The sequence below is a fragment of the Pseudomonas putida genome (assembly GCF_050989985.1).
In the GTDB taxonomy this organism is placed as follows: Bacteria; Pseudomonadota; Gammaproteobacteria; order Pseudomonadales; family Pseudomonadaceae; genus Aquipseudomonas; species Aquipseudomonas putida_AI.
The window spans coordinates 3,312,749-3,338,124 of record NZ_CP158815.1 but is presented as its reverse complement, the minus strand read 5'-3'; the positions used below and the strand labels follow the sequence as shown (position 1 = coordinate 3,338,124).

Annotated in this window: 18 protein-coding genes and 2 pseudogenes; 8 read left to right on the top strand and 12 right to left on the bottom strand. The window is 56.3% G+C overall.

Going from position 1 to position 25,376, the window contains the following annotated elements:
• Positions 1–2: 2 nt before the first annotated feature.
• The 4 genes from ABTV29_RS15505 (at position 3) to ABTV29_RS15490 (ending at position 4,439) form a co-directional block, all read left to right on the top strand.
• Entirely contained in the window at positions 3–1,199 is a 1,197-nt protein-coding gene (locus ABTV29_RS15505) for an acyl-CoA dehydrogenase family protein (protein ID WP_433771643.1), read from the top strand.
• Positions 1,200–1,214: 15 nt separating this feature from the next.
• Positions 1,215–2,354 (top strand): acyl-CoA dehydrogenase family protein, encoded by a 1,140-nt coding sequence (locus ABTV29_RS15500; RefSeq protein WP_433771641.1) that lies wholly within the window; start codon positions 1,215–1,217, stop codon positions 2,352–2,354.
• 36 nt (positions 2,355–2,390) lie between these two features.
• A complete protein-coding gene (locus ABTV29_RS15495) occupies positions 2,391–2,846 on the top strand; it encodes a MaoC family dehydratase (RefSeq protein ID WP_433771639.1) in 456 nt (151 codons plus the stop codon).
• A gap of 240 nt (positions 2,847–3,086) precedes the next feature.
• Positions 3,087–4,439, top strand: coding sequence for a DUF1329 domain-containing protein (locus tag ABTV29_RS15490; protein WP_433771637.1), 1,353 nt, complete (start codon positions 3,087–3,089; stop codon positions 4,437–4,439).
• 182 nt (positions 4,440–4,621) lie between these two features.
• Here ABTV29_RS15490 and ABTV29_RS15485 read toward each other — a convergent pair whose 3' ends face one another.
• The 3 genes from ABTV29_RS15485 to ABTV29_RS15475 form a co-directional block, all read right to left on the bottom strand.
• Positions 4,622–6,199 carry an AMP-binding protein gene (locus ABTV29_RS15485; protein WP_433771636.1) on the bottom strand — a complete coding sequence of 526 codons (1,578 nt, stop codon included), beginning with the start codon at positions 6,197–6,199 and terminating at the stop codon, positions 4,622–4,624.
• A gap of 217 nt (positions 6,200–6,416) precedes the next feature.
• Positions 6,417–8,366, bottom strand: a complete 1,950-nt coding sequence (locus ABTV29_RS15480) for an autotransporter outer membrane beta-barrel domain-containing protein (protein ID WP_433771634.1) — start codon at positions 8,364–8,366, stop codon at positions 6,417–6,419.
• 20 nt (positions 8,367–8,386) lie between these two features.
• A complete protein-coding gene (locus ABTV29_RS15475) occupies positions 8,387–10,054 on the bottom strand; it encodes a beta strand repeat-containing protein (protein ID WP_433771632.1) in 1,668 nt (555 codons plus the stop codon).
• 2,312 nt (positions 10,055–12,366) lie between these two features.
• Here ABTV29_RS15475 and ABTV29_RS15470 point away from each other — a divergent pair.
• Entirely contained in the window at positions 12,367–12,852 is a 486-nt protein-coding gene (locus tag ABTV29_RS15470; protein WP_433771630.1) for a hypothetical protein, read from the top strand.
• Between the two features lie 190 nt (positions 12,853–13,042).
• On the opposite strand, the gene ABTV29_RS15465 is transcribed toward ABTV29_RS15470, so the two are convergent.
• From ABTV29_RS15465 to ABTV29_RS15455, 3 genes are all read right to left on the bottom strand, one after another.
• Positions 13,043–14,047: an inositol monophosphatase family protein gene (locus tag ABTV29_RS15465; RefSeq protein ID WP_433771899.1), complete on the bottom strand. Its 1,005-nt coding sequence runs from the start codon at positions 14,045–14,047 to the stop codon at positions 13,043–13,045.
• 197 nt (positions 14,048–14,244) lie between these two features.
• Positions 14,245–15,630, bottom strand: coding sequence for a DEAD/DEAH box helicase (locus ABTV29_RS15460; RefSeq protein ID WP_433771628.1), 1,386 nt, complete (start codon positions 15,628–15,630; stop codon positions 14,245–14,247).
• Complete coding sequence (locus ABTV29_RS15455) at positions 15,627–16,208, bottom strand: hypothetical protein (RefSeq protein ID WP_433771626.1); 582 nt, start codon at positions 16,206–16,208, stop codon at positions 15,627–15,629. Before ABTV29_RS15455 ends, ABTV29_RS15460 begins: the two co-directional genes overlap by 4 nt.
• Positions 16,209–16,319: 111 nt before the next feature.
• On the opposite strand from ABTV29_RS15455, the gene ABTV29_RS15450 reads away from it, so the two are divergent.
• Together ABTV29_RS15450 and ABTV29_RS15445 are read left to right on the top strand one after the other, a co-directional pair.
• On the top strand, positions 16,320–16,574 hold the full coding sequence (locus ABTV29_RS15450) for a helix-turn-helix domain-containing protein (protein WP_433771624.1): 255 nt from the start codon (positions 16,320–16,322) through the stop codon (positions 16,572–16,574).
• Positions 16,575–16,764: 190 nt separating this feature from the next.
• Positions 16,765–17,216, top strand: a pseudogene (locus ABTV29_RS15445) (antitoxin Xre/MbcA/ParS toxin-binding domain-containing protein).
• Between the two features lie 367 nt (positions 17,217–17,583).
• Here ABTV29_RS15445 and ABTV29_RS15440 read toward each other — a convergent pair.
• Complete coding sequence (locus ABTV29_RS15440; RefSeq protein ID WP_433771622.1) at positions 17,584–18,039, bottom strand: Hsp20 family protein; 456 nt, start codon at positions 18,037–18,039, stop codon at positions 17,584–17,586.
• 1,038 nt (positions 18,040–19,077) lie between these two features.
• Between ABTV29_RS15440 and ABTV29_RS15435 the strand changes: the two are divergent.
• A pseudogene (locus ABTV29_RS15435) lies at positions 19,078–19,512 on the top strand (tyrosine-type recombinase/integrase); the annotation flags it as partial.
• Positions 19,513–19,523: 11 nt separating this feature from the next.
• Here ABTV29_RS15435 and ABTV29_RS15430 read toward each other — a convergent pair.
• The 5 genes from ABTV29_RS15430 to ABTV29_RS15410 all read right to left on the bottom strand — a co-directional run bounded on the left by ABTV29_RS15430 (position 19,524) and on the right by ABTV29_RS15410 (position 25,376).
• Positions 19,524–19,712 (bottom strand): AbrB/MazE/SpoVT family DNA-binding domain-containing protein, encoded by a 189-nt coding sequence (locus tag ABTV29_RS15430; protein ID WP_433771620.1) that lies wholly within the window; start codon positions 19,710–19,712, stop codon positions 19,524–19,526.
• An 888-nt stretch (positions 19,713–20,600) separates the two neighbouring features.
• Entirely contained in the window at positions 20,601–21,785 is a 1,185-nt protein-coding gene (gene pobA / locus ABTV29_RS15425) for a 4-hydroxybenzoate 3-monooxygenase (protein ID WP_433771618.1), read from the bottom strand.
• A gap of 93 nt (positions 21,786–21,878) precedes the next feature.
• On the bottom strand, positions 21,879–23,537 hold the full coding sequence (locus ABTV29_RS15420) for an arylsulfatase (RefSeq protein ID WP_433771616.1): 1,659 nt from the start codon (positions 23,535–23,537) through the stop codon (positions 21,879–21,881).
• Between the two features lie 62 nt (positions 23,538–23,599).
• Positions 23,600–24,394, bottom strand: coding sequence for a cyclase family protein (locus tag ABTV29_RS15415; RefSeq protein WP_433771614.1), 795 nt, complete (start codon positions 24,392–24,394; stop codon positions 23,600–23,602).
• Positions 24,372–25,376, bottom strand: a complete 1,005-nt coding sequence (locus ABTV29_RS15410) for an NAD-dependent epimerase/dehydratase family protein (protein WP_433771612.1) — start codon at positions 25,374–25,376, stop codon at positions 24,372–24,374. The genes ABTV29_RS15415 and ABTV29_RS15410 overlap by 23 nt, the downstream gene beginning before the upstream one ends.

Sequence of the window (25,376 nt, the reverse complement as noted above, 5' to 3'; positions counted from 1 at the left end):
CAATGGATTTTCAACCTGACGCCAGCCTCGAAGCGTTCCGCGAGCAAGTGCGCAGCTTCCTGCGCGACCAGGTCCCGGCGGATTTGAAAGGGCAACAGCGCTGCGCCCGCTCGCCGCGAGAGCAGATAATGCGCTGGCAAAAACTCCTCACGGCGCGCGGCTGGGGCGCGCCTTACTGGCCCAAGGAGCACGGCGGTACCGGTTGGTCGGTGCCGCAGATCCTGGTGTTCGATGACGAATGCAGCGCTGCCGGCACACCAACCCAGGATGGTTTCGTGCACAAGATGCTCGGCCCCGTGCTCAATGCGTTTGCCACGCCGGAGCAAAAGGCCGAGCACCTGCCACCCGTATTCAATGGTGAGCGCCTGTGGTGCCAGGGTTTTTCAGAACCTGGCGCCGGCTCCGACCTGGCATCGCTGCGCACCCGTGCCGAGCGTGATGGCGACCATTACGTGGTCAATGGCCAGAAAATCTGGACCAGCTATGCCCATCACGCCGACTGGATCTTCCTGCTGGTACGCACCAACCCGGATGTGAAGAAACAGGCGGGAATCAGCTTTTTGCTGGTGGACATGCGCACACCCGGTATTACCGTGCGCCCGATCCGCAGCATCGACGATGCCCATCACTTGAATGAAACCTTCTTCGACAATGTGCGGGTGCCGGTCGGCAACCTGATTGGCGTGGAAGGACAGGGCTGGAGCATCACCAAGTTCCTGCTCAACAACGAACACGCCACCGTTGCCGATCTGCCCGAGCTCAAACGCTACCTGCGCGAACTGCGGCTGATCGGCACGACGCTGCGGGTGGGCGAGCAGGCGCTCTTCGAACGCCCGGAATTCGCCCTGAAGCTGGCGCGCCTGGACGCCGAACTGCAGGCCATCGAAATGCTGGTGCAACGGGTGGCGCGCCTGGAACAACAGCACAATCCGGCGTCGCACACCCTGGGCTCGATGCTCAAGATCCGCGCCACCGAACTGCAGCAGCGCATCACCGAGGCGCAGATCGAGGCACTGGGCGACTACGGCGCGATTGCCTATGCGCATCCCCATGAGGCCGGCCCGGAGCAGCCGTTCCCGCAGCAGGCACTGGCCAGGGGGATCAGCCATGACATGTTCCTGCGACGCGCCTCGACGATTTACGGCGGCACCAGCGAAGTGCAGCGCGGCATTATCGCCAAGATGCTGTTCCAACTCTGATCTCAGGAAACCGCTATGGATTTCGAATTCACTTCGGAACAACAACTGTTGCAGGACAGCCTGCGACGCTATGTGGACAAGGCCTACAGTTTCGAGGCGCGTACCGCCTTGCTCAAGACGGGCAAGAACGGAAGCGCGGAAAACTGGGGCCTGTTCGCCACCAACGGCTGGCTGATGGCCGCGTTGCCGGAAGAATACGGCGGGCTTGGCGGCTCGCTGGTGGACACGGCGATCATTGCCCAGGAGTTGGGGCGCGGGCTCGTGCTGGAGCCCTTCATGGCATGTGGTGTGCTGGCGGCCCAGACACTGTTGGCGGCGGGCAGCGACGCGCAAAAAGCACGCCTGCTGCCGCAACTGGCCGACGGCACGTACCGTATCGCGCTGGCCTACAGCGAGGCCGGATCACGGGGTATGCCGTCGCCCGTCACCCTGCAGGCCGAGCGTCGGGATCACGGTTTTCGCCTGTCCGGGCACAAGACCCTGGTGCTGGGCGCCTTGGGTGCCAAGGCGTTCATCGTTTCGGCGCAGATACCGCAGACACCGGGCATCAGCCTGCTGTTGGTGGATGCCGATCGCCCAGGCCTGACAGGCCAGGCGCTGCCCTTGCATGACGGCACCTGGGTGCAGGAATTGCATTTCGACGGCGTCGAGGTCGGCGCCGATGCCTTGCTCGGCGAAGCGGGGCAAGGGCTGTCCGGGTTACGACAAGGCCTGGCCCACGGCATCGTGGCCCTGTGTGCAGAGCTGATCGGCGGGATGGAAAAAACCATCGAAGTCACGGCCGATTACCTCAAGGTGCGCCAACAGTTCGGCGTGCCCATCGGCACCTTCCAGGCTTTGCAGCACCGCATGGCGGATATGGCGGCGGAGCTGGAACTGGCGCGTTCGAGCCTGCACGCGGCCCTGGCCTCCATGGTCAACGACGATGAGGTCACCCGCGACAAAACCGTTTCGGGCAGCAAGATGCTCATTTGCCGCGCGGCCAAGTCCGTTTGCGGCCAGGGCATCCAGTTGCACGGCGGCATCGGCATGACCGAGGAGTACCTGGTCGGGCATTACTACAAACGGGCCATCGTCGCCGACTTGCTCCTGGGCAGCAGCGACAGCCACGAAGCCGCTTGTGCGGCCGCGCTTCAGGCGCAACTGCGCGCCTGAAGCGTCATTGAACAGACTATCGAGAGCACAACAACAATGAAAAGCTACGAAACCCTGGCCGAACTGCAAGGCCTCGTCGGAGAAGTCGTGGGCACCAGCGACTGGGTGGCCATCGACCAGCAAAGGATCAACACCTTTGCCGAAGCTACCGGTGATCACCAGTGGATTCACACCGATCCCGAACGCGCCGCCCAGGGGCCATTCGGCAAAACGATCGCTCATGGTTTCCTGACCCTGAGCCTGCTGCCGACCTTCATGACCAACGCGTTTGAACTGCGCAATGTGAAGATGGGCGTGAACTACGGCATGAACAAGGTGCGCTTTGTACAGCCCGTGCCGGTGGACAGCCGGTTGCGCGGGCACTTCAAGGTGTTGTCTTTCGAACCACTGGAGGGCAACGGTGCCCAGGTGACTTACGAGATGACCGTGGAGATCGAGGGCACCTCCAAACCAGCCTGCGTCGCGGAGACCATCCTTCGGGTATTCGCCTGAGCCTTGACGCTCGCAACACTGCTGTGACAAACGCCACGCGCATCTCGATGCCGCGTGGCGTTTGCGTTTTCAGCCGGATAAAAGGCCTGCCCCTCCCTTTGTGCGCCAATAAGGGGGGGGCGGACACAGGGGGGGGTTGGTTAAAAAAACACTGCCAGGACGGGACAAAATTCCGCAGTTCCTTGAAGGGCAGGGCGTGTTTGATAAGACGCTCAAACCATCATCCTAGAGGTTGGAGACATGATTAAACTCACAAGAACCCTGATTGCGGTCGGCCTGCTGGCCGCCCATGCAGGCGTGCTCCATGCAGCAGTATCAGAACAGGAAGCCAAGCAACTGGGCACCACCTTGACACCCGTGGGTGCCGAGATGGCCGGTAATGCCGATGGCTCCATTCCGGCCTATACCGGCGGGCTGAAAACCGCGCCCGCCGGTTTTGACAAGGCCACGGGCATTCGTCCCGATCCCTTCGCCAATGAAAAACCGCAGTTCTCGATCAACGCCGGCAACGTGGACTCCTACGGCGACAAGCTCACGGAAGGCACCAAGGCCTTGATCAAGAAGCTGCCGGGTTTCCGCGTCGACGTTTATCCGACGCATCGCACTGTGGGCTATCCGCAGTTCGTGCAGGACAACACGCGCAAGAACGCCACCAGCGCCACGCTGACCAACAATGACGAGACGCTGCAAGGCGCCCATGCCGGCATACCGTTCCCGATTCCCAAGACCGGCATCGAAGTGATGTTCAACCACCTCGCACGTTACCAAGGCCTGGCCTGGATCGCGCCAAAGTACGGCGCCTACAACGTGGACGCGGCGGGTAAGCTGGTCACTTCCACCCTGGGTCGCTGGACCTACGAGATGCCTTACTACGATACGTCGAAAACGGGTGACGACATTCTGCTTACCCGTGCACGTGCCAACTACAGCGGCCCTGCACGCCGTGCCGGTGAAGCGGTGATGACCTTCGACTACACCGCCACCGAGCGGGGGCGCAAGGCCTTTCAGTACCTGCCGGGGCAACGCCGTGTGCGCCTGGCACCCGACCTGGCCTACGACACGCCGAACGCCAGTACCTCGGGTATGTCTACCATCGACGACATCAACCTGTTCAACGGCCGGATGGACCGCTTCGACTGGAAACTGGCCGGCAAGAAGGAGATGTACGTTCCCTACAACGCCTACCGCTTCGCCTATGCCGAGAATCCTGAGCAGGTGTTCGGCTCGAAGTTCATCAATCCGGATCTGGTGCGCTGGGAGCGGCACCGCGTCTGGGTGGTAGAGGCGACCCTCAAGCCCGGCATGCGCCACATCTACTCCAAGCGCACCTTTTACATCGACGAAGACAGCTGGACCGCCGTGGCGGTGGACCAGTACGACGGCCGTGGTCAACTGTGGCGACCCGGCTTCAGCTACACCCATCAGATGTATGACGCCGTTGCTGTCAACAGCACCGCCGGCCACTACGACCTGATTGCGGGTACCTATTACATCAACGTCTGGCCCGGCAAGGCCGGCGTGCAGGTCATGGACAAGCTCAGTCCGGATAATGGCTGGTCTTCCGACAGCCTGGCGGGGGCAGGGGTTCGCTGACGGCTACTGGACTAATCTTTGTTGCGAAACGGAACCGACATGGGCGGTTCCGTTTTTTTTTGCGATGGTGCGCATTACCCCTGTAGGAGCGAGCAGGCTCGCGAAAAACGTCCAGACAACGTGGGCATTCAGGCAGCCCACGTCATCGTTAACGACCATCGCGAGCAGGCTCGCTCCTACATTCAGGAAACCCGGCGCGACTGATCCGCCCAGTAGCGCTCACGAACCTGTCGACGCAGCACCTTGCCAACGGCACTGACCGGCAGGGTTTCAACCATCTTCACCGACTTGGGAGCCTTGAAGCGGCCCAGGCGTTCCTTGACCAGTGCAATCAGTTCTTGCTCGTCGACCGCCATGCCCGTCTTGAGCACGACTTCGGCGTGGACCGCCTCGCCCCACTTGTCATGGGGAATGCCGACCACAGCGGACATGGACACGGCGGGATGGGTGTTGAGCGTGGCTTCGACTTCCACGGCATAGACATTGAAACCACCGGTGATGATCACGTCTTTCTTGCGGTCAACGATGAACACATAGCCGGCCTCATCTACGTAGCCCAGGTCCCCGGACTTCCAGAAACCGTCGTTGAACTCGGCGGCCGTGCCCTGGGGGTTGTTGTGATAGCCGCTGATGGTGCCGCGCCCGCGCAGCCATATCTCTCCGGTCACGCCGGTTGCAACCCGATCGCCCGATTCACCGACGATCTTCAACTCGATACCGGTGGCTGGCCGCCCCGCGGAGGCCAGTCGACCCGTTTCGACCGCGTCCAGATGGTCGGCCTTGGTCAGGGTGCAGACTGCCTGGGCGCATTCGGTGGCGCCATACAGCTGGAAAAAGATGTTGCCGAACCGCTCGTGGGATTGCCTGAGCTTGACCGGGCTCATGGGGGCCGCGCCGTAATAGAGGGTTTGCAGACTGGACAAATCGTATTGCGATGCCTCTTCCAGTTCCAGCAGCCAGCCCACCAGCGTCGGCACCATCAGCGCTGTGGTGATGCGCTCCGCTTCGACGTTACGGCACCAGGCCTTGAGGTCGGCGGCATTCTGGGTAACAGTGCAGCCGCCCCGGAACAGAGTCGGCAACAGCGACAGCCCCGAACCATGGCTGATGGGCGCGATGTGCAGGTAGCGGGTGTGTTCGTTGAGGGCCTGGCTCTGTTCGCTGTCGGCATACATCGAATCCCGCGCCGCCAGCCAATTATCGATGGTGTACCGGGCACATTTGCTCTTGCCGGTGGTGCCGCCGGTAAAGCGGTAGATCAGCGTGTCCTGATAAACATCGGATTCGACGTCAGGCTCGTCCTCCGACATGCCCTCAAGCAATGCCCAGAAATACAGCGCAAAGGCGCAATCGGCCGGTGGCTCGTCCATGCAAACCACCACGGCACCGCTGGCGCGCAGCATTTCGCTGTACTGCGATAGCAGCCCTGACTCGATGAAGATGACCTTGGGGGCGATAAATTCGACCTGCCAACGGTGTTCTTCGAGCGAATCGCGAAAATTGGTGTGCGCAATCGCCACTTCGCCCTTGAACGCTGTCCAGGCATGCAGCAGCGACAGGTTGTCGTTCTCCAGAATGCACAGCGCCGTGTCGCCACGTTGCAAATGCAGGCGTGTACGCAGGGTGTTGGCGATGCGGTTGGTCAGCCGATGCAGTTCATCAAATCGATAACGCCGATTTCGCTCGACGTTCACCAACGCTTCCTGACAGGCATAGCGTTGTGCAACCTGCGCCATGACCCGGGAAAAATTCATCTTCATTGCTGTCTCCATTTGTTGTTTTGGCTGTTGGAGTTCGCATTAGGAAGCGGGGCAGGGCTCATCGCGCCCCCCATCGGGAGAGGGGCGCTCGTGTGAAGGGGTGCCAGGGCTCAAGTAGCGGGCTCAAGCCACTTTATGTTCGTCTTCCCCAGCCCGCAGGTCTTGAGTGAACAACTGGCCGAGCGAGCTTTGTGTTTGCTCGCCCGTCCAGGCGAACTCAAAAATCGTACTTCACGCCCAGCATGCCCTCGTAGCTATGACTGTCGCCGTCGAAGGACTTCTGATAGCCGGCAGAGATGTAGAACGTCACTTTCTTGTGGGCCTGATAGTCGACGCCCAGGTTGGCTTCCCACCAGCTGCCGCCGATATCGGCCTCGAAGGGCACGAAACCGTTGGCCGAGGAAAACTCGGTCTTCGGTTGCCCCTTGAACTCATGCCAGACACTGGGGCGCAGCCAGCCATTGGTACGCAGCGTTTCGCCCTTGTCGTTTTCGCGGAACCAGTCCCTGGCCAGGCGTACGCCCAAACGCCCGATCAGTGAGTCGATGTCCTTGAAGCGCACGTCGGCGGCAATGTCGTCGCTGTTATCCAGGTTGATGCGTGAATAGATCAGCTGTGCCTGGGGCTCGAGATAGAGGTTCTCGAATTTGTGTTCGTCATCGCCCTCATCGATCAGGAATGGGTAGCCGGTCTCCAGCGATGCGGTGTAACCCCAGCCCTGGGTGTCCAGTTTGCCGAGGTCGTTCGGCTTGGCCTCGATGTCGAAGCGATGCAGTTGCAGCACGCCATCCACATAGCCGCCATCAGGGCTGAAATGCGTCCAGTAACCACCGAGGCTGTAGGCGCGGAGCACGTTATCGCCGGCGCCGTTGCCGGTGTAATGCTTGATGCCACCGTCGATATTGCCGACCGCCAGGGACAGTCCGGCCTGATCGTGGCTGCCATCGGTGTCTTCGCCGCGATACAGATCGAGGCCGACCTGGAACGCCTGCATGTCGTAGTTGTACGCCGGCGAGTTTCCGAACGGACCGCTACTGCCGGCCTCGCGTTCGCCATTGCGAAAGATCATCCGTCCCCAGCCAATTGATGGCCCGTAGGTTTCTTCATGTTCCTTGGGCAGCGGGTCGGTGGGCATGCGCCGTTCCTCGGCCACGCGCTCGTGCAGGGTATCGATCAAACCGCGGCTGTAAACCAGGGCCAGGGCCGGAATGGCGCCATAGAGCGAGGTTTCCGGACGGAAGTTCGGTACCGGTGAAGGGGCTGGCGTGGGTGAAGGGTCTGGCGAGGGTGATGGGTCTGGCGAGGGTGATGGGGAATCGGCGGTGGAGCGCAGGTACCAGGCCTCGCTGTTGCTGCCATCCACGCTCGATCGATGCAAGGTGTACTCGTAGGGCCCCGCAACCGCACGATTGCCCAGGCGGAAGGCATCGGCGGACGTGGTGCCGCCATTGAGTGCATCGACTACCAGAATGCCGTTGCCAGTAGTCAGGGCGCCTTGCCCCAGAACCCCGCTGGCATCCCGCGCATTGTGAATGAGCAGGGCGGTGTTGCCGGTGGCCAGGGCCGTGGCGGTGCCACCGTCGATCACCAGTTTGTCCGAAGGCGAGCCATCGCCCTCCAGGAAGGTGTTCAGTCCGATCGCGCCATCACCGCTGTAGGTATTGACGGTCAGCGTCTTGAACACACCACCCACCGGCGCGGAGAAGTCGATCAGGCTGGGATCGTTGACCAATGTGGTCAGGTTGGAATCGCCGGTCAGGCGCCACAGGCTGTTGTTGGTCAGCGTCAGGTTGGAAACGCTGCCTGGGGCGGTGAAGGCGGAACCGACGACGGTCGAGCCCGACAGTGTGACATTGGCCAGACCGGGGCTGACGGGCGGGGTAGGGGCGGTGATCGGAGGAGGCTGCAACGGCGGCAACGCGCCAGTGAGCTCATCCGGAAAATCAGCAGGTCCCCCCAGTGGCGGTGGCGAAGCAGCCAGCAGGGGGAAGTCATTGAGCGTTCCCACGCGCAGCCATTGACTGGCGCCTGTCACGGTCGAGTTGGTCAAGGTGATATTCGCGTCGCCCGCAACGCCGATGATCGGGCCGCTGGTGTTGGTCAAGGTGCTGCGAGTGAAGTCAGCCGTGGAGACTGCGCCGGGGATGCCCAAGGTGTAGAGAGCCATGGAATTCGCGCCGCTGGCAGTCACCGTTGCGTCGGTTGGGTAGTGACCGCCGTATCGTTCACGGTAACCGTGGCCACGCCGACCGGCTGGTCGTTGCGTGATTGGGCCTCGACACCAAAGGCATTGAGACCAGTGGTTTGAACCGTATTGCGGTTGGCCGTGGTATTGGCGTTGAACTGTGTTCCGACCTGTTCGGCCACCGCGTACAGCCCCACACCCAGCACACCGGAAGTGGTGATCCGGACGTCGTTGAGGGTCGTGTTGCCGCCATCGTCCGACCAGGCGCCCATCGCGGAGAGCCCAGATGTATTGACCACGGTACCGTTGGCAACCAGTGTGCCGCCGGGGTTGCGCGCCCCAAGGGCATGGGCGAAGGACGACTGCCTGACCTGATTGCCACTGGTGGTAATGGTGCCGCCGTTGAGCGTGATGCTGCCATTGAGGTCGGCAATCGCGCCCATGGCGTTGTCGTCGCCGCTGGTGATGAGGGTCATGTTGTTCGCGGTCACCGAGGCGGGTGTCGCCACCGCACTGAACGCGGTCAGCGCCGCGGAGTTCGGACCTGTGGTCGTGATCCGGGTATCACTGACAAGGACGTTCGCGCCGTCCCGGGCCGCCACGCCCACGGCAACCGTGGGTGTCGTGGTGGTGACGGTGCTGTTAGTCAGCGTGAGTGATGACCCAACGCCTTCGACTTGCACGGCAGGTGTAAAAGGCCCGGTGGTGCCGTTGAGCAGAACGCTGCTGTTGTTGATCTGTGCCGAACCGCCAGCCTTGATGGAAACACCGAATGCACGGGATCCGCTGGTCTGGATCGCAGTATCCGCCACCTGGGCTTGCGACCCGGGGCCCTCGACCGAGAGACCGAAGCCACGCAGTCCGGTCGTAGTGATCGTGCTGCCGCTGCCGCTCATGACAATCTTGCCACCGGTGATCGCTCGCACGCCGGCATTCGGGGTGCTGTCCAGGTTACTGGCGCCCGAGTTGGTGAACGAACTGCTGGTCAGAATGAGGCTGCCGCCGGCATCGGCCAGCGCGGCGGATGCGTTGGTGCCTGAAGTACTGGCCGCGGTGCCTGTGGCGCTAATCTGGCTGCCGGCACCGGTGGAGTAGAGCGCATGACTGCCCGCCAGCGTGGTTGCGTTCTGCACCCCGGCGCTGGTGATCTGGGCACCGTTTGACAGATTGACCGTCCCGCCGCTTTCGGCCAATACGCCGAAGGCACCCCGGGAACTGGTACTGACCGAACCACCGGAGAAGTTGATCCTGCTTCCCGCTCCGGTCGCCGCCAGACCGTAGTTACCCGAGCCATTGGCACCACCGGTGACCAGCACCGTAGTGCCGTTGAGCGTCAGCACGCCGCCGTTGTCAGCCGCCGCACCGCGCATGTTCAGGGAAGTGCCGGACGCCGGTGTCAGGTCGAGCGTGGCACCCGTTGCGACGATATTGCTGCCGGCACCCGAGGCCCGCAATCCGACCTGGCCGGTTGCTGCGGCGCCGATGGAAGTGGTGCTGACCGTGCTGCCATTGAAGGTGATTGCCGCACCTTGCAATGCCATGGCCCCCGTTGTGGTGGCAGCCCCCAGATTGACGGTAATGCCATCGCCAATGATTTGGCCCAACGTACCAGTGTCATTCAGGCCCGTAGCACCTGTTGTGGTGACGGTTACGGTGGTACCGGTTGGCACGGTACAGCTCGTGTTGTTGACGGGGGCTGGCAAAGGACAATCGACGGACCAGGCCGGCGATGCGATCGCGCCAAATAGCGCGACCGCGACCGCGAACTGCAGCCGTAAATGCGCATCGACAGGAGTTCCAGCCTCCGCGCACCATGCCAGCGGTGCCTTGATGACACAGTTGCCATGTGTCAATTGAGCTGAATCTGACGTGAATCTGTGGAGCGAATCAAACGGATCCCGTTGTTGAGTCATGGCGGCCAACTCCCTCTACAAACCCTCGATGAATCCCTCTTCGAGTTTTCCTTCAAGAGTGTCCGTCTCCCCCAGGACACCGTGCGGGACCCGCCCGCACACAGGTAAAACATGAGACAACTCGGGATATGTCTGCAGTTATGTGTAGACCAACTTGAGGCGCTTGCTATGCGTTTCGTCTAATTTCGGATCCAACTCTGCGGTATTTCTTTCCGTATTGAGGGCAGGGAGGAGCCTGGAACTGACGAGATTTCAGATGGAGTAGCACTCGACATACTTGTTCTGCCTGCTGTATTGCGCCGTAAACCTGTCTCTGCTCGACGTCAGCTGTCAGCGCCGATCAGGTGGAAAATGCGTAGATACATGGCAAAAAGCGGCGTCACGATAAAAAGTGAGCTCAATGGATGGATCACGAAACTACGCTTCAAGTACTGGTCTGTGAACAACAATCGGCGTTCAGGGCAGCAAGCGTAAGTCGGGGTTTGAGATGTTGCCGGGCAACCAGCCGACGCGTCTTGCCAAGTTGGCGAAAGTTGAAGGGCGTCGATCAAGCGGGCACGGTATGGGTGAAGAACGAATGGAGCATTGCGATAGGGATACCAATCACTGGTTTGCCTGGAATAGCCACAGCGTTGCAGTTGGATATTTGGAAGGTCCGCTCAGACACACAATTTAACATAATATACATTACACGTAACATCGTGTATCAATATCAGCCCGGTTGCTGTGCGGCTTCCTTAAAAATGGCAATCGGCACTTAAAAATGTCAGCCTAGAGAAACCAATGCGTTATAGAGCTTTCATGAATGAAGCTTTGCATGTCTTGCCAACTTTATGTGCCCTTGCATGAGGTTATGCGCGGCGATGGAGATTAAGAAAGTAACTCGATAGCAAGCTCTTGGTCGATCAATCCTGAACCAAAACACAGGTCGCATTCTTCGACAGCAACGACTCCTGCGCCTAAGCAGATTTCACAGCAGCCTGAGGGTGCTTCAATGTCGTGAAGCTGGCCAGTGCCTTCGCATTCGCCGCATGGAGCGTCGAAATACACCCCTAGTCCTTTGCATATTGGGCATATGATATCGCTCATCATCACCTGGACCTTTTATCAGTAGCAGGCGGATTGACAGTCATGCCATGAATTCCTGCCCGCCAGCCTTCAGATGCAAACGCGTGAATGTATGAGATTGCCTGATCGAGCCGATAATTTCTTGCTAAAACTTTCATTATCCCCTCAGTCGCCGACTGATCACGACGTTGGTGCGGCCTCTGTCCGCTCCAGGCTCTCACGCGGCCTTTTTGACGGTCATCGTGCGTACTTTTACATAAGCGGCGATCCGGAAATGTCGCCCTTGATGAGCGTGATCGCGCACCGTAAGCAGACTCACCTGGTCGTTTAATTAAAGGAGTGTTTTTGGGACCGGTTCGTACGTTTAAGGCATTACTTACGCAGCAGGTCCAACCGAAAGCACGTCGCTGCGCGAAATCTGAAGCGCTCTGCAAGGTGTTGGCCCCTCTTTATCTACTAATGAAGCGACGAGCTCAAACGTGCAAATTTCAGCAGGTTTCTAAATTTTTTGCACTCGACTAAATAAAGTTGACGACACTAATAACGTCATGCATGACAAATGATTTTTGTTTTTGAAGTTTGGCTATGGGTCACCTACTACCGGAGGTACCTTACAACTACTATCTAAAGAACATTAGCCAACTCAACTAAACATCTATTTAGTTGAGTTACTATTTGCGCTCTGAAACCTTGACGTATGTGCGGACCAATCTGTGCGGTGTCCTGAAGATGAACATTCTTGAGGGAAAGCTCGCGACGATTTCATCGAGAGTTTGCGGCAGGACTGACACTGCTTTACCCTCCTCCTGTACGCGATTTTCCGCATTGCGGACGAAACTTTTCTGCGCAACTCGATCACGCTCTGCTTTGCGCTGCAGCGTCTGCAGATCCCTCCCTGCACCGACAGAAATCTTGGGCCTATTAGCCTCTTTTGGGGCGTGCAAAATGCGGATTAGGCTCTCCTGTCAGTGCACAAAATCAGTGTGAGCCTGGAGCTGGTATTGACCGACTACGGCAAATGGCGGATCGTATTTTTTTGCTCAAAGGATCCAGCTATGGCATCGCATAGGGATACCTCATTACGTGAGCAGCAAATGCTCGAACAGGCGAAGAAATCCATCCTCGACAGCGGTGACTTTCTCCCTCAGGACCAAATTGCTGAGCGATTCGGCCTATCCCTTATGGCACTTACAGCGGCTCTAATTGAGTGGGAAGCCGGAGGACATATTTTTTCAGTTGAGCACGCAGGCTACTCATTGTTTCCAATGTATGCCTTCCAGGACGGCATTGAGCCCGGGCTGGTACCAGACCTGAAGGTGATACTCGATGTACTGAGAACGAAAAAAAATGGATGGGGAATCGCATTTTGGTTCGCCTCTAGCAATGTATACATTGGCGGACGTCGACCGCAGGACGTTCTTTTATTCGATGCCGGCAAGCTACTGCTCGCAGCAACGGATGAGGTGTCAGGCATTACTCATGGATAGTTCACATGGGCTTGATGCCATGCCCGATAGCTATCCGTCCCGGAACGTCGCAATGTGGACTTGTTTGACCAGGTCAACACAAGCGGCGACTAGCCTCACTCTCGCTGGAGGATTTATAAAATGCCGGTCACCTCCTGAATGCGCGAAACGATTAACTCAGCACGCGACAGACTAATTCTCCAGGAAAAAATTAATCAGCGTTGAAAATGCGGTCCCAATCTCGAGCAGCCAATGTCCTACACACAGCTTCCAATCCACCAAAGCAGCGTCGTGATACCACTTGCATGTTGTCCTGCGTTACGTACTGCATTGAATCGCCAATTTCATTGAGCAAAACTCCGCCCGCCCCCCTTAGCAACGCATGACCCGCAACGACATCATGTGCAGACACAGGGCAGACAGATATACCGCACACGCCATCACCAGCGGCTACTTTCGCAAGCCTGTAGGCAATCGAGGGCATGGCGACAAAACTGCTTGGAGCGCAGAGTTCATTATTTATTTCTGCCTTATTTACGGCAGCTGAACTGAGCATCACGCGGCTATCACGGGACCAAATTATGTCCGTAAGCTTGGAAACTACGGATTTCCCATTGCGTAGCAAATTAGATAGTCCCTCAGCCCAAGCGATCCAATCTGGAACCCCTTCTATCGTTACGGGGGCATAGACCACACCTAACACTGGAGTGTGCTTGTGTAGGAGTCCGACTGATATAGCTGAACCTTTCAGCCCTCTTAGAAAATCGTTTGTGCCATCGTTGGGGTCAACTACCCAGCACCATGAGTCTCCTGTCAGAGTATGGCCAGTCTCCTCCCCCCAAAAGTCGCAGGAAAACAGGTCAAGCAACTGCTGATGTAGAAGCTGTTCAATTTCTACATCGACTACTGCCTTGTCCCCCTGCCCCCTTGGCCCGTCTGATCGTTGCCATTCTATTACGAGAAGTTGGCCCGCTTTGCATACGATGTTGATTACGGAGGAAAGCAGCGCTGGCAGGTCTGGACTTTTTGAGTGGGGGTTGGCTGGTACCCCAGCGAGCTTGCCTAGCGGCTCATGCGTTGAACCCAAATGCAACGCGGCATCAAGAAAACGATTTGACGCTTTTTCGGACCTAGCGGACATTGACCGCTGAGCCTCCGTTTCAAATTGAAACTTCATGGCCCATTTCGATGTTTTCGCTTTGCGCTTACCTTTCATTATCGCCCCACGCTCTTGATGAGCAAAATAATTTGCTGTCGCACCGATCACAAATAGCTCCCTCCACAATCAGTGCAAAAGAAGGGTGGCATCTGGCTCAGCTCAGTGAAGAGATGGATCACAGGGTTCCAAGACAAACGTTGCTTTGGCCCCGCTGAACCAGCACTTATATGGCCGTGTAATGGACAAAATGCACATCAGAAAACGGCCAGCAGTTGCTGGCGATAATTCTTCGAAAAGCTTATTTGATAAGTCGATGGAGGGGGCATATCGACCTGCGATAAAAATTTCTGCGCTGTAGCGGTTGGCGTTGAGCTTCCTGGATCCCCAAGATGGGTGTTCACGGAACAATCCAATTCACCTTCGATTAGGCAAGCATAAGGTACGGGCGCACCTAAAGAGCAAACAACACTCAAATCTTCTGGCAAGTCATCGGCAATACGCTGAGAGAATCGCTTCAGTGTCGGCTCTGCTAAAACGAACAACCAGGCTTGGTCGTCAATCTCGCCCATACGTCGAAGGATTCTTCCCAGGACCTGACGGTAATGCAGTTCAGTACGAATTCGACTGAGGTAGCAGCAAACTTGCAGCCGAGGAATATCAGTCCCCTCGCTGATCATTCCCACTGCAACAATCCAACGGCAGTCGCTATTTTTGAACCCGTTGATTACCTGTTGCGCATCCGGTGTTCTGGTGGTCACGACTTGGAAGCTTTCGCCCTTTTCCTTCAACGCCATAGCGACTTGGTGGGCATGCTCGATATTCGTGGCAACCACCAAGCCCGCAGCATTCGGCTTAAGCATTCGCACGTCATCGAGTTTCTTGCTCCCTAGATCGAGCAACTGGCTGAGCGCTTCCTCATGACAAATCAAGTCTTCGTATGAGACCGGGGACTCCCGCAGTAGCTTAGCGATGCTGGGAAAAAGCTTGACGGAACTGTCGTTCGCGAAATCCTCTTGAAGCCTCAGCATCTGGTTATCTAGCAATACAATGCGAGGTGACCGACAAACTCCGTCTGCAATTGCTTCTTTGAGGCCGTATCGATAGTCGCAAATCAATCGGCCTTCCGGATTGGAGTACCGAGCCAATGCTATGCCTCTGTCATCTGAGCGCCAGGGCGTACCCGATAGAGCCAAGGTAAAGGCAGCTCGGTGCTGCATCTTCACAAGAATTTGTTGCCCCCAAGCATTGCTCAGAAGCGGATCGTTTCCTGAGCAGTGATGGATCTCGTCGAATACTGCAAACACGCGATAGTCATCGAAAAGCCTCCAGAAGGCGTCATCCTGATGCTCCATAGCTTGGTAGGTACTTGCGGTTCCAATGGCACCGATAAGCCCATCCAAACGCCTTCCCAATACAGTAGAGAACGTAGTTCGAAAACCGTCGACGACTTGGCACGATGGGGCAAAACACAGCACGAGATCGATCTTACCCTGCTCTAACAAACGTCGAGCAAGCTCCGCGGCCATCCTAGTCTTCCCCGCCCCTGGAGTGGCTTGACAGAAGATGTGCGGCGTCGAGGTGTAGTGTTCCAGCGCAAACTCAATGCATTGGCTCTGCCATTTTCTCGGCGATGCTTTCATCGTGCGGACGTGACTGTCTTGAGCGTCTTTTCGACCGCTCGGAGATGTCCTAAAAGACGAGAGCTTCGGTCTCGAGCTTCCAGGTACTCGCCTTCGACTTGGTCTTTCAGATGCGGCATTTCGTCAAGCAACTGCTTATACCGCTCTGCCTCTCCCATCGAAGAAAGGAAATCGAGCCGAATCTCTTTGAGTATGGACTCCAGATGTTCGATCACATCTGGGCTAGGCTGCTCTGGGTCGATACTTTGCAAGGGCTGGTGAGACGGTTTGCTCAACGGCTTCGCATTGCTTTCGTACCCATTGTCGATGAGTTCGACCTGCAAGTTCGCCGGAATACTCTGCCAGTGATAGATCTGACCCCGCTTTTGTCGCTTTTCATCCTGAATGACCCATCCGGTACGCAGCATGCGTCGGATCTGCTCGTAGACATATCGACGCAAGTCGCTGCTGTCGAAGGTCATACACTTTAGGTGAGCAGCGTATGCGTCACGTAGGTCCTGGGTCGTAAACTGGCGTAGATGCCCCTGCTGAAACAGGTCGTAGAGCCGCCTGTCGAGGATGAATGAATCGGGTTTCATGCAGGCACCTGGAAGGGAAATTCGCGGAACAGCCAAAATGCGGATTATAATCCGTGGTTGATTGATCCTCAAACGCACGATAGTGCCGCCTCAGTGGGAACCGAGGCGGTTATGCATCAGCTTGCAAAGGCATTGGGCGAAAGAATACGGACACAAAGGAAGGCCAAAGGATTTTCCCAAGATGCCTTGGCGCATTCCTGCAGTGTTGATCGTAGCTATATGGGGCGTATTGAGCGCGGTGAAGTCAACATCACCGTGGAAAAACTATATCGCATAGCCACCGTATTGGAGTGTGAGCCTCAATTCCTCTTGCCTGAAGCGCTGTCTCTCCACGAATTGGCTTCTGATCTGGCTGCAAGCGACTGAGCCAACAAGCACGAGCTAGCTATCTCTATCGGTTTTTGTTGCCGACCGAACGTTTCTAGTGACTGGGCTACTCCCAGCCTCTCCAGTTCGAAATGATCCATGCGGAACCAGCCGTAAAAATCTGCGCGCTTTCATGCGATACGGATGTGCCTGATACTAAACGGCAAAGCTCGAACCATTGAGGTGCGTCATGCTCGCCGAAATACTGAACGATGATTTTCATCGTGCCTTCCGTAGCCGGTTGTCAGAATTTCTTAATGTCCCCATTGATGCTTCAGACTCGGACATCCACGAGATGATCAACGCAGGCTTCTCAGCCGACCGGATCAATATTTTTTGCGAGCTAGGCAAAGTCCCCCCCGCAACAACGTGACCAGATCATCCCTCACAAGACACTCAGTTCCAGGTTGATATGGGGGTAAAAAACTCACGATAGATGAGAGTGACCGCCTATTTAGAAATGCCTATATCTTGGCTATGGCGGAAGTGGTGTTTGGGAATCAAGAGAAAGCACGCTCGTGGCTTTCGAAACCCAAGAATCGTTTTTCAGGAAAAGATCCAATCACTATGCTCACAACTACGCCCGGTGCTCGCCAAGTCGAAGAGTTGCTAATACAAGTCGCAGAAGGTTTTGCGCATTGATCGAAGAATCATAAGCAATGATGACTGCAACGACGATGTTCGTCTTAGTCGTAATGGAGGGCTTCGTTCGAGTCACCCCCGTTAACGGCAAGCATCTGCCCGGTAATAGCTGACTACTGCCCTTCGAGACAGGCAACAATCGGCCAAAAGCTGCCTCTCATATGGGATCTACGATATCGGGACCGATTCATCCTGATCTGCCAGGCCATCGACTCCAATCTGGTGGTTCGTAAAGCTAGACTATGCTCGTGGAATCGTTCAATTAGGAGATATTCGTGGGATATCTTTTGAGAAGCCAGAGAATGTCTTCTATTGGCCGATTCTGCAGTTAAGAAAGGCGCTCCGAAGAGCGCCTCGTTTGCTGCTATCAGTTGATTTGTTTCAGATCAGACTTCCCCGAGCCATCAATGCTGATGCGCCGAGGCTTGGCTTCCTCTGGTACAACTCGCAGCAGATCAATGCTCAACAGCCCATTGGACAACGATGCATTTTGAACCTCAATATGGTCCGCTAAACGGAAAGACAGTCGAAATGCACGTTGAGCGATTCCCTGATGAAGGTAAATCGCCTCCTTATCGCTTTCTCGCTTGCCACCGGCGATGGTCAAAACCTCCTTCTCGACTTGAATGTCCAAATCCTCCTCACTCAGACCTGCCGCCGCTATGACGATTCGATAATGATCGTCACCGTGCTTCTCGACGTTATGAGGTGGGTAGGTAGTCGAGGCCGCCTCGCTGCGTAGCGCGGATTCAAAAAGGTCGTTGAAACGATCAAAGCCTACCGACTGACGGAACAGTGGGGCTAACGAAACGGTAGTAGCCATAGCTAAATCTCCTGAGTTTTCTCCAAGTGATTTATGGCGCGACCCGGTTTCGGCATCGCGTACAAAAATATATAGCGATGTGAGAAAAACGATTCAAGAGGATCAAAAATAATTTTTTATTCTCAAAAGACGAAGGCATCAACGAGGTCATTTATATTGGCCAAAGGCATCGGCTTGGCACGCCCTTTATCGCTTCGAAAGCTGACTGGTTGCCGGAAAGGCAAACACTACAAGCGGGACGATCTCAATAACCAATACAGAGCTAGACGACTTACTGAGAAACTAAAACCCCAAAGTCCCAGTTAAAGTTATTGACGCTTGCCAATCTGGAGCCCCTACATAAAAGACGTAGACAAGGGTTTTCTAAAATCAGTTGAAACAAGCTAACTATCCTCTTTTATCTGTATGGCATCCAGTCAACACGACCAATATTCCTACCCAAAGCGCACAGCAGCAATTCAGCGACTTCGGCCTGGCATCATTGGCTGCAGTCGACTGTGGATTCAACCGGTTACTGTAAAGTCAGTCAGCTTGATTGCTGGTGTAAGCCTAGGTGCTCTCACTGAACCTCTTACGGATAGAGTCCAAGTCATCCCAAGGGTGTCGCCGTTGTCCTGCGTAACCACAGCCAGGGGAATGTGCAAAGTCTGCACCACGATCAAACTCACGCTGCTGTGCCTGGCAGGTACGACAAGATACGACACCGTTAGTTATACGCCAGCGTCCATTCCAATCGATGAGATCCTCGATCGCCGTCATAGATCACCACTTCAGAATTTTATGAGCGTAGTAGATGGATCAGCAGGTTGCGTTTAGATTCCAGAAAATTGTGCTGAAGACTTTCGAGTTTCTGAAAGAGTCTGTTTAACGGTGATTTTATCAAAAGCGTCTGCTATGGCAGGGAGTAATTGATCTCTGGTGGCGCTGAATCGCCCCTGATTTTGTAGACGCAAATGACTGGCAGTAATGGGTCGAGTAGCGACCACCACTCTTTCTGACTGATTCACCCTTGTCCTCCCTCAACGTGGAGGACGAGCCATGAACACTAATGCTAGACACAGCCATCAGCCTTGGAACAAGGGAAAGCTTGTCGGGCAGAAAGCCTCGCTCCGAGTCAGAGATATCTGGACCATTCGGGTCAGACTCCAGCTCGCGGAGAAGACACGTGATTTGGCGCTCTTCAACTTGGCCATAGACAGCAAGCTGCGTGCTTGTGACTTAACCCAGCTGCGAGTTCGAGACATAGCCCATGGGGAGCATGTTTCGTCACGGGCCATCGTGATGCAGCAGAAAACTCAGCACCCAGTACAATTCGAAATCACTGAGCAAACTCGAACGGTTTTGGAGGCGTGGATGCATCAGGCACACCTCCGCAGCGAGGACTTCTTGTTTCCAACTCGATTGCACGCTTCAGGCCATCTTTCCACCAGGCAATACGCTCGAATAGTCAAAGCGTGGGTGACAGCCATTGGCCGATATCAGCCTCAAGATTCCGTGCCAGCGTCGCGGATTGGCTTTAGCACTATCGATCCTTCAACCAACTCGATGGTCAACAAATCACCGAGGCCTACGTTCATTGCTGCAAGGACGTCCTGAGGGAGATCGATGATTACATCCCCGCTGCCATCGCCTGGGTCCTGACATTTCACAGTCGTCCGCACAGAATCACTCATTGGATACTCGCTCCACTCTCGGCAGATGAATTGATTCGGTATCCTCCGCCGGTGTGTGAGCGAGAGACAGCTATCCACAACCAAAAGCAGACGTTCGGAAATAGGGTCTTTTCCCTTGTTTCTCCATCCCTGTACGCGCTAGCCTCAATGGCGTTTTAACCGCCACGAACAGGAAGAGTCAGTCACCCTATGAATTTGGATCGTACAAAGCAGCTGATTCATGGATAGTTAAATCATGACTTCCCTATTGAAAGTCTCATCCATGTTCTTGAAGCAGCCATTGAGCTGATTTCTCTTCCTGACAATGACTTCTGCTGGTCGAGTTGGGAGGACGAAGAACAGGCAAAGAGAGAATTGCTAGGTTTGGTCAGAACGCTGAAATCTGGCGTGTTACCCGAAAGGATAAAATTTGCTGTTCTGTTTGCTCCAACCGGTCCATTGCAAGAAGTCAGCCTGAGCAGTGGTTGGGCGGAACCCTTCCTTAAGGTGGCTGAGAAATATGATGAAGTTGAGGCATTGCTGTGGTGAGCGGGCCAAAAACGCACTGAATCTCATCCACTAAACCGCATTTACGCGTTTGGTAGCTGAGCCTTCGTGTATGGCCGCTTTGGGTTGTGCTGCCTGTCGCAAGAGGAAGTAATCGGCCAAACGATGGCAGCTTCCCGAGCTTGCAAAGTGCATGCTCGGGGTCATTTAGAACGCAGCGGATAGCAACGACCTTCAGACATGCACAGAGAATGACAACGGCCCTCTCGTGGAGAACGCGCCGACAGCAAGAAGCTTGGATAAAGCTTCTCGATTAGGCAGAGCCAATAACGCCGTGGAACGCATAGCTTCTGCCTGCTGTAAAAAACTCCTTTGGCAGAATCGCCAAGGGAGTTGGGATCACTATTCAATCGGTTCGTAAGGGAGACCAACATAGTTTTCCGCAATGGTTTTACGGCCGGCTTCGGAGCCGACGAAGTATTCGAGTTCGGTCTGCTGCATACGCTGACTGAAAGCGTCCGTTCCAGGGAATTTGTGCAACATTGAGGTCATCCACCAGGAAAATCGCTCGGCTTTCCATACACGCTTAAGGCAGACCTGAGAGTAGCGCTCAAGTAAGTCTCCTCGATCCTCCCGGTACACCTTGAGAAGAATCTGGTAGAGGGTACTGACGTCACTGGCCGCCAGGTTCAATCCCTTGGCACCCGTTGGAGGAACGATATGAGCGGCGTCACCTACGAGATACAGATGCCCATATTGCATGGGTTCAACAACGAAGCTTCGCAGCGGCGCTATGCTTTTTTCGATCGATGGGCCAGTTATCAGTCGCGTAGCCGTTTCTTCAGGAAGGCGAGATTTCAGTTCATCCCAGAAACGCTGATCGGACCAATCTCCTACCTTCTCGTCAGCCCCTACTTGCACGTAATACCGGGTACGGGTGTGTGAGCGCATGCTGCACAAGGCGAAACCCCGTTCGTGGTTCGCGTACATCAACTCTTCGTTGACGGGAGGAGTATCGGCGAGAACTCCCAACCATCCGAACGGATAAACCCGCTCGTACTCAGTCAGCATGCCCTGTGGAATCGACTTGCGAGAAATACCATGGTAGCCATCGCACCCGGCGATATGGTCACAATCAAGTCTGAACGGCTCACCATTGTGAGTGAAGGTGACGTACGGGTGAGCACCTTTGAGATCATGCAACTCAACATCCGGCACTTCATAGAAAGTGGTTGCACCACTGGCCGCACGTGCAGCCATGAGATCGCGAGTGACCTCTGTTTGACCGTAAATCATCACTGATTTACCGCCAGTCATCTCCTTGAGATCAATACGTTCGCGCCGACCGTCGAAGACCAATTCAAATCCATCATGAACCAGACCTTCTCGATCCATACGTTCACCAACGCCGGCTTCACGAAGAAGATCGACCATGCCCTGCTCAAGCACCCCGGCCCGAATTCTGCTTAATACATACTCTTGAGATTGACGCTCAATGATTATGTTTTCGATACCGGCTTTTTGAAGTAACTGTCCGAGCAGGAGACCCGATGGCCCGCCACCGATTATCGCAATCTGTGTTTTCATTCTATCTTCGACCTTATCTGTCACAGGGTTTCACCAGCGATAGTCGTAACCACCACTGTGGGAAAAGCACTCGATATACCGACTACCCGTCACTCATTTCGAACCCTGGTCCATTGACGGAAAGACCACGCCTACTCGCTTTGAATAGTTCTGCCAGGCCTCTTTCAATCGTTGTACGGTTTCAGGTTTTTCAGAGGCGATATCGTGGGTTTCACCTCGATCACTTGCGATATCAAACAACTGCCATTTCAACGGCTCGGGCGGAACATTAAAACCAACCTGCGGACGAAGCCCGAGCAGCTTGAGGCTTCCCTCTCGGTAATAAGCATTACCAAACAGCTCACCGGCGAGAGATGAATCAGCGTGAGGGCTGGTTTTTCCGGCAAGCATTGGGAGTAGGGATTGTCCGGTAATCGGATTTTTTCCCGGCTCGTCAGGCGTTGGAATTCCCGCGAGCTCGAGAAAGGTTGGAGCGAGGTCATCTACACGGGCTACGCCGCGCTCAATCCCTTGGCGAGATCGCCCCTCAGGCAGGTGCAAAATCGCTGGAACACTGATTCCACCCTCAGCAGTGCTTCCCTTGAACAAATGGAAGGGTGCAGCGCTGACTTCGGCCCAGCGCAGGCCATAGTCGATCTGCGAACCAGGCTGGCCGAGGTTGGCGTAGCTGTTATCGGTGCGTGGGCCCGGGGGATAGAACTGGGCGTGGTTCTCCCCTGCCGCGCCGTTGTCCGACATGAATACGATCAACGTGTTGTCGTACTGTCCGCTTTTACGCAGGTAATCGAGCACGCGACCAATGTTGTGGTCGAGGTTATCGACCATCGCCGCGTAGATCTCCATCTTCCGCGCCTCAATGCGCTGCTGTTCGGGGCTCAGCTGCTGCCAACCCGGCAACGTTGGATTGACCGCAAGCGGGGTCGCGGGCCGGGCGTCTTGCGCGATCAAACCGAGATTTTTCATCCGGTCAATCCGAGCCAGGCGCACGCTGTCATACCCCTGATCAAAACGTCCACGGTACTTGTCCAGGTATTCCTTGGGCGCTTGCAAGGGCCAGTGCGGTGCGGTGTAGGCGGCATAGGCAAAAAACGGCTTGTTAGTCTTCTGGTTGTTTTGCAGATAGCTGATCAGCTTGTCGGTGTAGAAATCCGAGGAATAGAAGTTTTCTGGCAATTCCACCGTTTTTCCGTTTTCACGGTAGTGCACCTGCTCGATTTTTGTCGGGTCGACACTGGACGGTTTGAAGTGTGCAGCACCGCCCTCCAGCAGTGTGAAGGACTGCTCGAAACCCCGTTGATCCGGCCCCTGATCCGCCTCCAGACCCAGGTGCCATTTGCCGACCATGAGGGTGTTGTACCCTCCTGCTTTCAGCAACTCGGCGATCGAGTAAGAACGCTGATTTAGGTATCCCTCATAACCCGGTTTTCCTCGTTGAAACGGCTGCAATGCCTCGGCCATGGTGCCAAGCCCGGCGAGGTGATTGTCGGTGCCGGACACCAGCATGGAGCGCGTGATGGAGCAGGTTGGCGCGGCGTACATGCTGGTCAGTTGCAGGCCCTGACGGGCGAGTTGATCCAACGTAGGCGTACTGATTTCGCCGCCGTAACTGCCCAGGTCGGAATAACCCAGGTCGTCGGCCAGAATCAGCAGGATGTTTGGTTGTTTGGCATCAGCACTGGCCGCCATGGCCAGACTGCTACCCAGAGTCAGAGCGCCAAAAGCCAGCGCCAGCGGCATCCGCAAAAGAGGCATGTTTTCTCTCTTATTGTGTGTAATCAAAGACCATTGTTTTTGGTATTGGCGCGGTATGTTGATCACTCTTCGAATATCGCCACTGCCCGCACAAATCCCGCCGACGCATGTTTGATCTTGTACGGGAAGCAGGAGACTACGAAACCGTTGGCCGGCAGGGCTTCAAGGTTGGCCAGTTTTTCGATTTGTCCGTAACCGATATCACGCCCGGCCTTGTGCCCTTCCCAAATGATCGAGGCGTCGCCATCAGCGGCAAAACGCTCTCGGGTGTATTTGAAGGGCGCGTCCCAGCTCCAGGCATCTGTGCCCACGACCCGCACTCCGCGCTCCAGCAGATACAAGGTGGCTTCACGGCCGATGCCGACACCGGCATCGAGGTAGCCCGGTTGGCCGAACAACGCACCGGCTCGGGTGTTGATCAGCACGATGTCCAGGGGCTGCAATACATGTTCAATGCGCGCCAACTCGGCTTCGATTTCGGCGGCCGTGACCACATGACCATCGGCCATATGCCGGAAATCCAGTTTCACGCCCGGTTGCAGGCACCAATCCAGCGGCAGCTCGTCGATGCCGAATGCCGGCTGTCCGCCGTCGGTGGTCGACGCGTAATGCCAGGGCGCATCCATATGCGTTCCGCTGTGGGTGGTGATTTGCAGTCGTTCGGCTGCCCACGACTCGTTGCCTGGCATTTGCTCGAGTTGCAGACCCGGGAACATCGCAGCCATCTCAGGCCAGCCTTGTTGATGGTCCATGTAGTCGATCTTCGGCAACAACGGCGGCGGATCGGTGTACGGGTTGTTTTCCAGGGTGACCGAAAGGTCTACCAGACGCCGCTTAGGCTTGGTTGGCTGTGACATGAGCTGTGTCTCCGGTGAGCGGCAAGTGCCGGGGTGTGGCAGGGTTCAGGGAGTTGCGGACCAGCGCGGCTGCATTGCCGTCATGGCTGAAACCCGCTGCACGCGCCTGCGGCGTTTTCAGAGGCGGCATTCGCCCGAACAAGGATTCGAGCTGGATATCGGCGGCATAGGTGATGAGGCTGCGGCGCTCTTGCCCGTAGCTCGCTGCCAATGCGTCGACAACCTGGGCAATGGACAGATGCAGTACCGGCAATTGCCAAACCCGTTGCGTTCTAGGCGAGGAGCAGTCAATTTCTGCGGCGTGGATCAGGTTGTTCACGCAGCAGCGGGCTGACATCCACCAGGCCGTAGCCTCTGGAGAAACAGGGCAGACATAGGATTCGCCTTCGGCAAACGCGCGCAGCAAGTCACTCATGAAAGCCGAGCGCAAGCCATTGGGCTCACGCGGGCGAGCGACGATGCCCGGCAGTCGCAATACTCGGCCGTCTACTTCGGCGCGTCGGGCAAGGTCGCTAACGGCGCTTTCCACCATGGCCTTATGAGCGCCGTAAGACAGCTCCGGGCGGAGCTCGGCCTGCTCATTCATTCGCGCCGGCAAATCCCCCCCATACACCGCGACGCTACTGGCGTAGACCAGCACCGGCGGCCGCGTTGCATGACGCAGTTGATTGAGCAGTTCCAGACTGGCCAGCAGGTTGACCTGATAACCCAGCTCGTACTGTTCCTCCGCTGCGCCGCCCGGAATACTCACCAGGTGGAAGACCACGTCGATGCCATCGGCCAGGACACGTCGCATCAAGGCTGCATCGGTCACGCTGCCGTAGTGACGGCGCAAGCGCGGGTCGGCCGGCAAGCTGTTCAGATCGGTGTCCAACACCAACAACGAGCCAATGACTTGCCCACGCAAACTGCCCCGCGCCAGCAAACAACGCACCAATTCACGACCGACAAAACCATTGGCACCGGTAATCAACACACGCAT

What these genes read in the sequence shown, in the direction of transcription:
- ABTV29_RS15505 (WP_433771643.1), top strand. Translation starts at nt 3, where the DNA reads ATGGATTTTCAACCTGACGCCAGCCTCGAAGCGTTCCGCGAGCAAGTG.
- ABTV29_RS15500 (WP_433771641.1), top strand. Translation starts at nt 1,215, where the DNA reads ATGGATTTCGAATTCACTTCGGAACAACAACTGTTGCAGGACAGCCTG.
- ABTV29_RS15495 (WP_433771639.1), top strand. Translation starts at nt 2,391, where the DNA reads ATGAAAAGCTACGAAACCCTGGCCGAACTGCAAGGCCTCGTCGGAGAA.
- ABTV29_RS15490 (WP_433771637.1), top strand. Translation starts at nt 3,087, where the DNA reads ATGATTAAACTCACAAGAACCCTGATTGCGGTCGGCCTGCTGGCCGCC.
- ABTV29_RS15485 (WP_433771636.1), bottom strand. Translation starts at nt 6,199, where the DNA reads ATGAAGATGAATTTTTCCCGGGTCATGGCGCAGGTTGCACAACGCTAT.
- ABTV29_RS15480 (WP_433771634.1), bottom strand. Translation starts at nt 8,366, where the DNA reads ATGGCTCTCTACACCTTGGGCATCCCCGGCGCAGTCTCCACGGCTGAC.
- ABTV29_RS15465 (WP_433771899.1), bottom strand. Translation starts at nt 14,047, where the DNA reads ATGAAAGGTAAGCGCAAAGCGAAAACATCGAAATGGGCCATGAAGTTT.
- ABTV29_RS15460 (WP_433771628.1), bottom strand. Translation starts at nt 15,630, where the DNA reads ATGAAAGCATCGCCGAGAAAATGGCAGAGCCAATGCATTGAGTTTGCG.
- ABTV29_RS15455 (WP_433771626.1), bottom strand. Translation starts at nt 16,208, where the DNA reads ATGAAACCCGATTCATTCATCCTCGACAGGCGGCTCTACGACCTGTTT.
- ABTV29_RS15450 (WP_433771624.1), top strand. Translation starts at nt 16,320, where the DNA reads ATGCATCAGCTTGCAAAGGCATTGGGCGAAAGAATACGGACACAAAGG.
- ABTV29_RS15440 (WP_433771622.1), bottom strand. Translation starts at nt 18,039, where the DNA reads ATGGCTACTACCGTTTCGTTAGCCCCACTGTTCCGTCAGTCGGTAGGC.
- ABTV29_RS15430 (WP_433771620.1), bottom strand. Translation starts at nt 19,712, where the DNA reads ATGAGTGATTCTGTGCGGACGACTGTGAAATGTCAGGACCCAGGCGAT.
- pobA (WP_433771618.1), bottom strand. Translation starts at nt 21,785, where the DNA reads ATGAAAACACAGATTGCGATAATCGGTGGCGGGCCATCGGGTCTCCTG.
- ABTV29_RS15420 (WP_433771616.1), bottom strand. Translation starts at nt 23,537, where the DNA reads ATGCCTCTTTTGCGGATGCCGCTGGCGCTGGCTTTTGGCGCTCTGACT.
- ABTV29_RS15415 (WP_433771614.1), bottom strand. Translation starts at nt 24,394, where the DNA reads ATGTCACAGCCAACCAAGCCTAAGCGGCGTCTGGTAGACCTTTCGGTC.
- ABTV29_RS15410 (WP_433771612.1), bottom strand. Translation starts at nt 25,376, where the DNA reads ATGCGTGTGTTGATTACCGGTGCCAATGGTTTTGTCGGTCGTGAATTG.